We start from the raw sequence: 11725 nt of genomic DNA on the forward strand, positions 1-11725 counted from the left end.
ATAGATCAACCTTAAACCCGGGCCGTCTAACGTTTTCTCACCACCAGTTCATTAAACACGATCATGGCCGCTGAGATCACGGCCCCGATCCCCACCAGTATCCAGAGGTTATTGACGGCGATCACCGGCAATATGGCAACCAGGGTGGAGGTGACGGGCACAAAACACCCCTGTGCCACACCAAACGCTTCCCAGCTCTCCGTCTTCACATCAGGGTCCACGCAGCGCGCAAGGGCAAGCCCGCTTGGGGTCGAGCCGCATCTCGCCCCAAAGAACATCAGTGCCAGGGGGAACCAATCCTCTCCAAACCAGCGCCGCATCAGCACCATACACACAAAGGACATGAGCACGATGATCACCAGCATATGGATCATGATCGGAGCAAGATTGTTTGCAAAGAAATTCAGATCCAGGGTTGCCGTTGCTGAACAGATACAGATTTCAAGAGCCACTCCCCCTATATTATCAATGGTATCCTTGTCGGCATATGGATCCAAATGTGTTTTCCGCAAAACAGACCATATGATGATCGCGCCCACAATGCCGTAAAGAAGGGACGGGATATTGCTGGCAGCCGGGATCACCTTTGCGATCAGCCCAAAGAGCACGCTTCCGATCCACATGCTGAGGAACACAAAGCACATCTGCATGGCCAGGCCGTTGATGGAATCAGAAGCAACCGTTGCATGGCCAAGAGGTTTTTGCTTTTCCTTTGGAATATAGTCACTCTTCCTGTCATTTCCTTTGTTCTTAGCATTGCACAAGGCCCTTGCCCAGCCTCTTCTCACGCCAATATTGACCCATACCATTCCCACCACCATGGCAACGATCAGTCCAAGAGTCGCAAGGATCAGGCCAATGCTGAGCATCCCCTCTACACCCAGTTCCTCAAACAAGGTTCCAGAGGAGGTGGCGGCCCCGTGCCCGCCCCAATATGTAAATACAGTCATGACTCCCCACTCCCTAGGAAGCCCGGTCCATATCCTCTGCAGGCCCAAAGCTGCCAGTATCCCAACTGCAAGCTGTGAAAAATAGGACAGCAGGTTGGAGCTGATGGCTCCTGCAAAGGACTTCATTTTGGAAATGCTGATGGAAATGCCAAAAAGCGTGGTTGTCAATACAATGTTAATCATAGGTGACGCCATACCGGACCAGTTCTCCGGAATTTTAATAATTCCAAGGACCTGCGGACCCAGGATCAATGCAAGGGCTCCCCCGATCAGTCCGGAGGGAAGATATAATTTCCGCAGTGGTTTTACCACAGAACGCAAAACAACCCCGGCAAGCAAAAATAAAAACAGAAACATTAATTCATTTACTGCTGTAGCAAACATCACATTACCCCCAATATTCCAATTCAGATTACCCCTGTCTTACAATCCCATGTACTCCATATACTACATATACTCCATGTATTCCACATATCCAACCCCCAGTGATCTTATCTTTTCATCCACCCAAGGCCGGATATAGGTGCCTTCTTTTTCAATGGTATCAAGAATCCTCAGTTCATTTGCGTGAAGGGCATCCACCCTTTTCAGCAGTTCCTCCGCTTCTCCCGGACGGATAAAAACAACTCCGTCCTCATCCCCGAGAACAATATCCCCCGGATAGACGGTTCTCCCACCGCAGGCTATGGGGGTATTTACCTCCCCCGGCCCATTTTTATAGGGTCCGTCCGGCGTTACCCCGCGGGCGTAGACAGCAAAATCATCCAGAACCTCCATGGCTCCCACATCCCGGATGGATCCATCCACTACAATTCCATTAATCCCCCGTTTCCTGCAATATGTAACCATCAATTCTCCGAAAATGGAACGTCTTGTATCACCGCCGGCATCGATTACGATCACATCCCCCGGCTTTGCAAGGTCCATGGCCACATGAAACATCAGATTATCCCCCTCCGGGACTTTTACAGTAAATGCAGTTCCCAGCAGACTGCTTTTATTGACCGGGCTGATATCCTCATGGGCCGCTGATATACGGTTCATACAGTCATCCAGATTGGCCGCTGCCACGCCTGCAAACCTCTCTACCAACGCTCGCTCCGGGCGCTTAAAGTCCTTTACGATCACACATCCTGTCCTGCTCATATTTTTCTCCTCCATATTCTTTTTCGCTTATATAACACGGTTTTTTACATTCTTTCCATCTATCACATTTAATACTTCTTCCACAACTTCCATCCCCATCCTGTAGAGGGCCTCTTCCGTATTAGCTCCGATATGAGGGGTTGCGCAAAAGTTGTCAAGTGTCATCAGCTTATTCGTTCCCCTGGGCGGTTCCTCAACAAACGCATCGCAGGCCGCCGCCCTCAGCCTTCTCTCCTTTAATGCATGGTACAGATCATCCTCGTTTACCACACCCCCTCTTGCGGCATTTATAAGAACGGCATTTTTTCTAAAATGGTTAAAGTTTTCTTCTGATATCATATTCATGGTTGAAGGTGTCAATGGGACACTGATATTCACAAAATCCGATGCCTCCAGCATGGAATTCAGATCATCATATTTTCTGATCCCCCAGAAAGCTGCCTGTTCCTCTGAGCAATACGGATCATAGCCCACAAGCCTTACACCAAATCCGTTCCTGAGTATCTCGCCCATGCGCCGGGCAATATTTCCCATGCCCACAAGCCCCACTGTCTTTCCCGTCAATTCGATCCCCGTCATCTCAGGCGGAGCAATACATGCAAATCCCTCTCCCCTGATCCTTGCGTCACATGCCGCTATGTTCCTGCTTATATCCAGCATCAGTCCCACAATCAGTTCCGCCACTGAATTGGTATTGGCCAAAGGCGTATTCACCACTGTGATGCCCGCCTCCCTGGCCGCATCCAGATCAATGGTATTGCACCCCACTCCGTGTTTTCCGATCACCTTTAACTTTTTTGCCTGTGAAATGATCCGGCGGTTTACGTTTACAGTACGCAGTATAATCCCATCAATGTCTTCTATACGGTTAAAATTGTCAGTGATATCTGCACGCTGCCTGATCATCCGGACTGCGTCCGGATGAATATATTCGCTTAAATAAATAAGCATATCCAACCTCCTTGTTTTAATGGTTTGCTTCTAACGACTTATCAGTTGTGTGTCCTACATTCTACCGGTTTTTTGTAGTGTGTTTTTCTTTTCGTACAATAAGTATAGCTGTTGTATACGCTACTGTCAATATATAATTTGTAGTATATTTTTTAACAATAAATATTTCTGTAGTATATACTACATTTTGTTTAATATGCACCTTTCCGTGCTGTATTCCCGAAAAATCTCTGCTTATTTCGTCATAAACCAGCCTAAAGTTCGTTATAAAAAAAACGAGCCAATAAAAACCAGCTCGTTTTGTTATCTCACTACAAAATGTTAACAATTCATTCATATCTTACTGCATCAGACGAAACCCTTCCGTCATAATGTCCCTCTCCCTGGCCCGCAGCCTGTATTCCTCTTTATTCTTTCTGCATACAAGGGTTATTATATATTCCGCTATCATGTCAGCGCCTATGGCCGAATTAAAGAAACTCATATGGGAGGTTTCCACCACAAGGGAAATATCCGCATATTTGATCATGGGAGCCATCAGACTGTCAGTAACCACGCAGATCCTGCCCTTATGTTCTTTGGCCATATTGATTAAAAGCATGTCGATCTTATAATAACGGGCAAAGGAAAACAGGATAAAAATGTCCTCCGGTCCAACATCCTGTAGTGCTCCCAACACTTCCGTCTCACTGTTGCTGGGCAGATGGGTGACCCCGTTTATAGCAAATCCCAGTAACCTTGAAAAATGGGCGGACACTCCCATGCACCCCCGCAATCCGGCCACATATTTTCTTTTGGACTCAATGATCATATCGGCCAGTTTCTCATAGCTCTCCAGGGAATTCTGCTGAAAGGTACGGGTAATATTATAATTCATCATCTCCACAAACGCGCCAGGTATATCCTCCTCCTGGTATTTTCCTGCCAGCACATCGAACCGTTCTGAAAGCTGCATATTCCGCACAGAGGCACTGGTTTCCCCGATCAGGGAATTGTATATATCATTTTTAAGATCTGTAAATCCCAGGTATCCGATGGCTCTGGCAAAGCGGATAATGGATGCGTCACTGACTCCGATCTCTTTTGCCACATCCATGGACGACATGTTGCCGATCCGCTCCTGGTTTTTAAAAAAGTAATCCGCGATCCGTCTCTGCTGAGGCGTCAGCTTTGCTTCCTTCAGCCGTTCTGATAATCGGTTCATGGCTCCCTCCCCATAACAAAATATATCTGGATTTATAAAAATCCGTAGTGTTCTCTGTCATGAGTATATCAAAAAAAAGTGAGCGCTACAATCTATTTTCAAAACTCTTCTGCTATGCCTTGGTTAGTGAGCCGAAGCGCGGGCTGTTTTCCCATGTCTCAGCTCAACTTCGGCCAGAAGTCGCCATTGGCTTTCATCAGGGCATCCAGTACTTCCTTTGCAACCTTCGCGCTTGGTACGGTGCGGGACAGTGTCATTGCCTGCCATAATTTTTGATACGACCGTTCGATCCATGCCTCAACCACCAGTTTTTCTACCGATACCTGCTGTTCCATAAGACCCTTCTGGAATTGCGGAATTGTTCCCATGGCCAAGGGTTCCCATTGTCAGCCAGTGCAACCACTGAGTTGTTATTGATTACCTTTGTTATCTTCACAAGACTCCCCCTCGAAAAAACTATCTTCATATCACGGTCTAAACGGAGAATGGGATCCCCTGTCTTCACATCCTGTCCGGGCGATGCCAAAAGTTCAATCCCTTCGCCCTGCAGCTTCACAGTGTCCAGTCCGCGCTCTGATTGTAATCCTTTTGTCCCTGATCCATTTTCCAAACATAGTTTCCCTCTTTCACATGGATATGTGTACAGAACGCAAAAAAAGGCATGATTACAAAAAATGTAGTCATGCCTGATCTTGCACAAATTGCACTTATATGATCATCAGTCCCCAACCATGATCCGCAATATCTCTTTGTCGGTCTCCCTCATTCCATCCTTGCCCAGCTTTGAGACACTTACGATCGTATTCTCAATGCCTTTCTTTACGATTCCGTCCCCGCCCTTAAACTCCTGGCCGTCCCTGGCCATTTCCAGGGCCAGAAACGCCGCGTCAATGGAGGACGCGATCTTTGCCGCGCAGGATGGTTTTGCTCCATCGCATATGATCCCGGAGGTAATGGCCAGGCAGTTTACAATGGCATGCTTGATGACCCTATCATCCTCATGCATAAGATACGCGATCCCGGCGCCCGCGGCGCAGCCGGCACTTACCGCCCCACAGTAAGCGGACAGACGTCCGATCCCGGCTTTCTGGTGGAGTCCCAGAAGGTTGGAGAGCACCAGGGCACGGTACAGCTCCTCCTGGGTGCTGTGAAGCTCCCCGGCATATTCGATCACAGGCACGGATGCCGTGATCCCCTGGTTTCCGCTTCCTGAATTAATAACCACCGGAAGCTCACATCCGCTCATGCGTGCATCGGAACCTGCCGCAGCTTTGGCCTTTGCGCGGATCCTGACATCCTTGGGGTCATTGGTTTTTAAAATAACCTTGCCCACATTTGCTCCCCAGTCATTGTCAAGGCCTTCCTCTGCAATCTTCATGTTATAGCTGATCTGACGCCGGATGATCTCCCTCACGTCCTCCAGATCACATGTTTTGGCAAAATCCAGGATTCCGTCCACTGTCAGCACATTCTCCTCGTCTGACTCAGAACCTCCGCAGCTGAACGGTTTTTCCAGTAAGACTTCCCCATTCTTTTCCAGGTAAACAATATTGGTGTGCTCATTTACAATGCGGACCACCACCTTGTCATCCCCGGCCCAGGCTGTGAGGATCAGATCAAAGACAATATCTGATTTGGCGATCTCCACGCTGATGACCTTTCTGTCCAGATACTCGCGGATCTCCGCCTTTTGCCGGCTTGTCACCTGGCTGATCACCTCCAGGAACAGGTCCGCATTTCCGGCGATCAGACCCGCTGCCGCCGCTGCTTCTATCCCCTTTAAGCCGTCTGTATTGGGCACGATCACACTTTTTACATTCTTGATCAGGTTGCCGCTGGCCTCCACCGTCACGCGGTCCGGCAGATTTCCCAGATGCTTTCCGGCCACAGCCGCGGCAAAGGAAATAGCGATCGGCTCCGTGCATCCCATTGCCGGCACAAGTTCTCTTTTTATGATCTCAATATATTGATTATATAATGCAGAATTTCTTTCCATTTTTTCCTCCAATGCACTTTAGTGTACCCGCGGATTCTCCGAAAGCGCACTTTATTAAAACGGCCCGATCTGAACAATGGCTGCAATTGCCACAAGGATGGCCGCCCACACGGAATTCGTAAGGAAAATGCGTATTACAAACCTTAAATATACACGGTAATCAATCTCCGCCATGGCAATGGCGCCTGAGGTCAGAGGTGAAGTAGGCATGATCATGTTTCCCAGCGCTCCGCCCAGGATCGCAGCCGCACATACGGTCTGCTGTGTGATTCCCGCCATGTCTCCAATGGGGGACAGGATGGGAACCAATACGGTTGCAAGTCCTGCATCGGAGATGATGAAGAAATTGCCGATATGGCCAATGAGGTACATGATCTCTGCCGTGAGAACGCCGGATGCATTGTTTAACATCTGTACCGCTGCATGGATAATGGTATCCACTGTTCCGGAATTGTCCAGGATCAAAGCGATCGCCTTTGCAAATCCCACTACCAGGACACCGCCCACAACTCCCTGAGCGCCCTTTCCAAAGCGGCGGAATACCTCGTTGGGAGAATACTTCATAACGATCCCAACCACTACCAGCATCATCAGGAATACGGCCGGAATGCCGTTCTTAAAGTCACCGCCGGTGAGAGCCAGATAGATGATGTAGCCCATTCCTACCAGAACAGATAAAAGCACCAGTTTTCTTTTTGCATCGAACTCCGGCATTTCCACAACCATGTCGGAACCCTCCGCACGCTGCTCCACATCATAGATCCAGCTGTTCTTCTTATCCTTTTTCAGCATGATGGCATATTTCATGGTCCAGAATGAAACAGATACATTAAAGCCGATAAAGGCCAGGATCCTTAACCAGATACCGGAGAACACAGGAAGCCCCACCAGCCCCTGGGCCACGCCGATGTTGAAGGGATTCGTGATTCCGCTTGCCAGGCCGGCGCCTCCCGCGCACACGGTTATGGCAATTCCCACCAATGCGTCCAATCCCATGGAACGTGCCAGCATAACTCCCAGAGGAACAAATGCCAGATATGCCTCCAATGTGCCCATCAAAGTGGGGACAATAGAAAACAGCAGGACAATAACAGGAATAAAGAAAATGTCTTTTCCCTTGCTTTTCTTTAACAGTGAGTTCAGGGCTGCCTGGATAGCGCCTGTATCACTGATCACGCTGAATGCTCCGCCTACGATCAGGATCAGGAAGCAGATCCAGCTGGTTGCCTGAAATCCTTTTGGCACTGATGTAAAAATTTCCAGCAGGGATGCCGGATGGCTTGCCACATATGAGAAGGAATTGGGATCTACCATCTCTCTTCCGTCAACGGTAGTCCTGACATACTCTCCCCCCGGTATGATGTACGTCAACAGCGCCGCTAATAAAATTAATCCGCATATAATTACCAAACCACTGGGAAATTCCTTGGCTTCCGCCTTGGCCTCAATTTCCTGTCCTTTTTTTAAATCCATACCTTACCTCCATTACCCTATGTATGATGATTGTCAGTTCTGTTAAAATTCAGCAGCTTTCCTTACTGCGTGGAGATTTTCCTCAGGCGTCCTGGGATCACACACGCATCCCGGTCCAATGATCAGACCTTTTCCATCCACCATGGCGATTGCCTGCTTTACATGGCCGATCACCTGCTGCGGTGTGCTCCGCCTTAAGAAACTGTCGTAATCCAACACACCGTTAATAATATTCGGAACCTCCTGTATTCCTCCCAGGAAGGTCTTTTTAACAGTTTCCCTTGCTGTCTTCATATCCGGCCGGGTATCCCTGTCATGCCAGTTGATGCAGTTGCAGGGGTATTTGCTCACCGTATCGTACATGATATTGGATCCATGGATATGAACCACGTTAAACCATGTCTTATCTTTATAGCTGTTGATCACTTCCAGATCATAGGGCTTACAGAATTCCGCGTACAGCACATCTGTCATAAAATCATAGGTCGCGGTCTGAATAGCAAAAAAGAAGCCGCTTACCCCTGCCTCAATATTGGCCTGCACAAAGCTGATGGTCGTATCCGTAATGGCCCGCAGCGCCTTATGTACTTCTTCGGGATGTTCCACCATATCCTGTATCAGACGGTTGCTGGTAAGCTTTTTAAGCGTTGTGGCCGGGCTGAAAATAGTCTGCAGATACGGCGTGTGCTTTGGTACGATCTTGGAAAGATGCCGGGTGACCTGCAGGGTCTTGCCCCAGGTTCCATGAGTGGCTGCCAAAGGCCGGATCATACCGTAGTCGCCCAGCTCCCTGATACCCGGTTCAATGATCACCGGTTCCTTATAGCGGTCACAGTAAATTTTAATCTTAGCTCCCCAGTCCTGGGTGGAGTAGGCGCCAAAGGGCATCATTTTGATAAAATCAAAATCATATTTCTCATTTTGGGAAACCATCTCCTCCGCCAGGGATCTGGGATCCTGATCCACCTCGGAAAGGTGCATCCACACACTGCAGGGAAGCCGGTCAACCTCTCCGCCTGCAAGGGCCGCCCTTATTCTATCCTCTCTTGTCATCTATGTCCTCCTTTTTATATTATTGACTTAATGTATATACATCTTTTGGCAATATGATATCATCAAATAGTCAACTTGTCTATATAAGTTTGATCTTCAATATCGACAAATATTTTATGGATTTTTTGTAAATATTGCACTAAATTTTACGTTTTTTTATTCATTATAGTCATAATATATAAATTTAAGAACATTTTTATCCATAAAAAAAGGTTGACACACCCTCAATATCAATCCATGTTATACCCGTCTCAAGTTGTATATATGTATTAACAACTTTTTAACAACAAAAAAGCACCTCACAGGTCATATAAACGTTCTCTGTGAGATGCTGCTTCAATTGCCGTGCTCCCGGATCCTCTTTATCACCCAATGGAAAATGTCATAAAAGGCGTCTCTCCTTTATTCTCCGGTGAAATCGTGAAGGTGGTTGCAATTGTCTTTTTCTCTTTATTCAGGATATCTGTGGTCCAGCAGATCAGATTTTCCTGATCTGTAAATGACAGTTTATCATAGTGCATAAAAGAATACAGGGGAGTATTAATATACATACTTAGATACTTTGGATTGCATTCACTGTGTTTTTGCAGGTAGTCATGAAGACAGGTCTTGGTGATCTCATCCGACTGTATGGGAAGATATCCCGTCAGGTCAATGGGAAGATAACTGAAATCCAATGCCATCAGCTGACCCCGATGCTGAACGGAACGGATGATCTCGTACACCAGCGCATGCTCCTTTAGATGAAACTTTTCTAACAGCTCCGGATATGCTTCGATCACCATGGTCCGCTCCAGGCAATGCTTCTTGGGAACCAAAGGCTTTAGAAAAAGATTGGGGGCCAGCATCTTGGAGGACGTGGAATAGTCGGAAGAATCGCTGACAAAACTCCCCTTTCCTTTTTGCCTGGTCACCACCCCCATAATCGACAATTCCTTAATTGCCATATTAGCAGTGATCCGGCTGACGGAGAACATTTGGGCTATTTCATTTTCAGATGGTATCTTATCCCCCGGAGAATAGATTCCCTGCTGTATATTTTCCAAAATAAAATTCTGGATTTTTACATAGCTGGGAATGAACTCCTCATTCTTCTCTTTCATACACTTCTCCAATCTTAACAATTCTTTTACATATTAGTATAGCAAAACACAAATAGTTTTGCAAGAATCTGCGATATGAAACGAGTATTGTTAATGACAACCTTCCATCATAGTGGTAGACTATTGCTAAGACTATACATTTGCTCATAGTCATTATACTATACACTGTAACGGGGATTGGGACCTTATGAAATCAGAGAAACTGCAGACAAAGATAAACAAGTATTTTACGATATTCACAATATGCATCATTACAACCCTTTCGGTGATCATCGGCCTGTGCTCCAGCTATAAACTGCAGGCTGAAACCGGCGAAAACCTGGCCGACACGGCCAGGCAGATTTCCATGCAGCTGGATCAGTTTATGTGGAACCACTATCACCAGCTGGATCTGCTGAAGGCAGCAGACGTACTTGTCACCGATGACAGTTACCAGATTACCTCCACGTTGATCAACCAGCTTCATGATTCATTTCCATCCTTTTCCTGGGTGGGGGTTACGGATGCGGACGGCATAGTCAAAGCGTCCAGCGGCGATATCCTGCTGGATTCGGATATTTCTGAACGGCCTGTATTTATCCAAGGGGCCAAGGGGGATTTTATCGGGGATGTTCATGAAGCCCTGCTGCTTTCAGACCTGCTGCCCAATCCAGCCAATGAGCCGCTCCGTTTTGTTGATATCAGCTCCCCCCTTTACGACCAGAACGGGGATTTTAAGGGTGTTTTGGCTGCCCACCTGAATTGGGACTGGGCGCAGGAACGTGTTTCCATGACCACTGAATCATTCCGTGACAGCCAAAAGATGGAGGTTCTGGTGCTCAGTAAGGATCATGATGTTTTGCTTGGGCCAAAGAAACTCATCGGCGCATCCCTGGTTCAGACAATGGCCAAAACGGATCAGGACAACAACCGCCAATGGGCCTCCATCACCTGGCCTGACGATCAAACATATTTAACTGGTTTTACCGCCTCAACCGGTTATGACGACTATGACGGCCTTGGGTGGACCATTGTTGTCCGCCAGCCGGTGGAGATTGCATACAATAATATTGTGCAGCTGGTGTTGCTGCTGATCGCAAGCGGAGGAGTTCTTTTGCTTTTATTTATGATGCTCAGTTCCATCATTTCAAAAAAGCTTACAGAGCCCCTGAACCGGCTATCTGAAGTGGCTACCCTTCTCAAATCCGGCCGCAAGGTACCCATGCCTGATTCCAACGGTATCTGCGAACTTGAAAACCTTGAATCAGCCCTCTCCAACCTGTTCAGCGATCTGAACATAACTGACGCGGCATTGAGTGAAATGAAAACCATCGCCACCACCGATCCTCTCACAGGCCTAAAAAACAGGCTGGGATTTGAAAACTCTATCAATCAGTGCAGTAAGACCCTTGATCCCCTATCTCACTCCCTTGCAATCCTCTATCTGGATCTGGACGGATTCAAGATCGTAAATGACCGGTATGGCCATGACATTGGGGACAAGCTATTGATCGAGATTTCCAGCCGGCTTACCACAGCGGCCCGCAGCAACGAAATCCTTTCCCGAATTGGCGGAGATGAATTTTTGCTTGCACTCATTGTCCCGGTTGGCGCTGCTGTTTCGGTTATAGAACCTATTGCCCGCCATATCATTGAGGCCGTCAACCGGCCGTTTCCCTGCGAAACTCACGAAATCCAGGTGGGATGCAGCATAGGCTGCGCTGTCTATCCGGAGGACAGCACGGAACTTCAGACCGTGATCAAATATGCGGATAAGGCTTTATACTATTCTAAATACCATGGAAAGAACCGATTTACCATGTATTCTTCGGGTATCTCCTCCAGGTAGAAGGCGGCGGGCGCGGGAGAG

General features: G+C 47.7%; 9 protein-coding genes and 1 pseudogene. 1 reads left to right on the forward strand and 9 read right to left on the reverse strand.

Translation table 11 applies throughout. From position 1 onward, the window contains the following. Positions 1-26 precede the first annotated feature (26 nt). From CLFS41_RS07585 to CLFS41_RS07620, 9 genes and pseudogenes are all read right to left on the reverse strand, one after another. On the reverse strand, positions 27-1334 hold the full coding sequence (locus CLFS41_RS07585) for a sodium/glutamate symporter (RefSeq protein WP_045091925.1): 1308 nt from the start codon (positions 1332-1334) through the stop codon (positions 27-29). A 63-nt stretch (positions 1335-1397) separates the two neighbouring features. Continuing rightward, a complete protein-coding gene (locus CLFS41_RS07590; RefSeq protein WP_045091926.1) occupies positions 1398-2096 on the reverse strand; it encodes an RraA family protein in 699 nt (232 codons plus the stop codon). A gap of 27 nt (positions 2097-2123) precedes the next feature. Next, complete coding sequence (locus CLFS41_RS07595; RefSeq protein ID WP_045091927.1) at positions 2124-3047, reverse strand: hydroxyacid dehydrogenase; 924 nt, start codon at positions 3045-3047, stop codon at positions 2124-2126. A gap of 340 nt (positions 3048-3387) precedes the next feature. Continuing rightward, complete coding sequence (locus tag CLFS41_RS07600; RefSeq protein ID WP_045091928.1) at positions 3388-4251, reverse strand: MurR/RpiR family transcriptional regulator; 864 nt, start codon at positions 4249-4251, stop codon at positions 3388-3390. A 158-nt stretch (positions 4252-4409) separates the two neighbouring features. Continuing rightward, positions 4410-4631, reverse strand: a pseudogene (locus tag CLFS41_RS29350) (6-phospho-alpha-glucosidase); the annotation flags it as partial. 338 nt (positions 4632-4969) lie between these two features. Continuing rightward, positions 4970-6247, reverse strand: coding sequence for an L-serine ammonia-lyase, iron-sulfur-dependent, subunit alpha (locus tag CLFS41_RS07605; RefSeq protein WP_045091929.1), 1278 nt, complete (start codon positions 6245-6247; stop codon positions 4970-4972). Between the two features lie 54 nt (positions 6248-6301). Further along, on the reverse strand, positions 6302-7720 hold the full coding sequence (locus CLFS41_RS07610; RefSeq protein WP_007860038.1) for a Na+/H+ antiporter NhaC family protein: 1419 nt from the start codon (positions 7718-7720) through the stop codon (positions 6302-6304). Positions 7721-7762: 42 nt separating this feature from the next. Further along, the gene (locus CLFS41_RS07615; RefSeq protein ID WP_007860039.1) at positions 7763-8773 is read right to left on the reverse strand and encodes a uroporphyrinogen decarboxylase family protein; all 1011 of its coding nucleotides are present in this window, start codon (positions 8771-8773) and stop codon (positions 7763-7765) included. 365 nt (positions 8774-9138) lie between these two features. Next, positions 9139-9876, reverse strand: coding sequence for a GntR family transcriptional regulator (locus tag CLFS41_RS07620; protein ID WP_007860040.1), 738 nt, complete (start codon positions 9874-9876; stop codon positions 9139-9141). Between the two features lie 187 nt (positions 9877-10063). On the opposite strand from CLFS41_RS07620, the gene CLFS41_RS07625 reads away from it, so the two are divergent. Next, positions 10064-11704 (forward strand): diguanylate cyclase, encoded by a 1641-nt coding sequence (locus tag CLFS41_RS07625; protein WP_045091930.1) that lies wholly within the window; start codon positions 10064-10066, stop codon positions 11702-11704. Positions 11705-11725: the final 21 nt, after the last annotated feature.

It is taken from the genome of Clostridium sp. FS41 (assembly GCF_000954015.1).
Taxonomy (GTDB): domain Bacteria; phylum Bacillota; class Clostridia; order Lachnospirales; family Lachnospiraceae; genus Enterocloster; species Enterocloster citroniae.

Bases quoted from the DNA above. Each gene is read 5' to 3' on its own strand.
- CLFS41_RS07585 (WP_045091925.1), bottom strand. From the start codon at position 1,334: ATGTTTGCTACAGCAGTAAATGAATTAATGTTTCTGTTTTTATTTTTG.
- CLFS41_RS07590 (WP_045091926.1), bottom strand. From the start codon at position 2,096: ATGAGCAGGACAGGATGTGTGATCGTAAAGGACTTTAAGCGCCCGGAG.
- CLFS41_RS07595 (WP_045091927.1), bottom strand. From the start codon at position 3,047: ATGCTTATTTATTTAAGCGAATATATTCATCCGGACGCAGTCCGGATG.
- CLFS41_RS07600 (WP_045091928.1), bottom strand. From the start codon at position 4,251: ATGAACCGATTATCAGAACGGCTGAAGGAAGCAAAGCTGACGCCTCAG.
- CLFS41_RS07605 (WP_045091929.1), bottom strand. From the start codon at position 6,247: ATGGAAAGAAATTCTGCATTATATAATCAATATATTGAGATCATAAAA.
- CLFS41_RS07610 (WP_007860038.1), bottom strand. From the start codon at position 7,720: ATGGATTTAAAAAAAGGACAGGAAATTGAGGCCAAGGCGGAAGCCAAG.
- CLFS41_RS07615 (WP_007860039.1), bottom strand. From the start codon at position 8,773: ATGACAAGAGAGGATAGAATAAGGGCGGCCCTTGCAGGCGGAGAGGTT.
- CLFS41_RS07620 (WP_007860040.1), bottom strand. From the start codon at position 9,876: ATGAAAGAGAAGAATGAGGAGTTCATTCCCAGCTATGTAAAAATCCAG.
- CLFS41_RS07625 (WP_045091930.1), top strand. From the start codon at position 10,064: ATGAAATCAGAGAAACTGCAGACAAAGATAAACAAGTATTTTACGATA.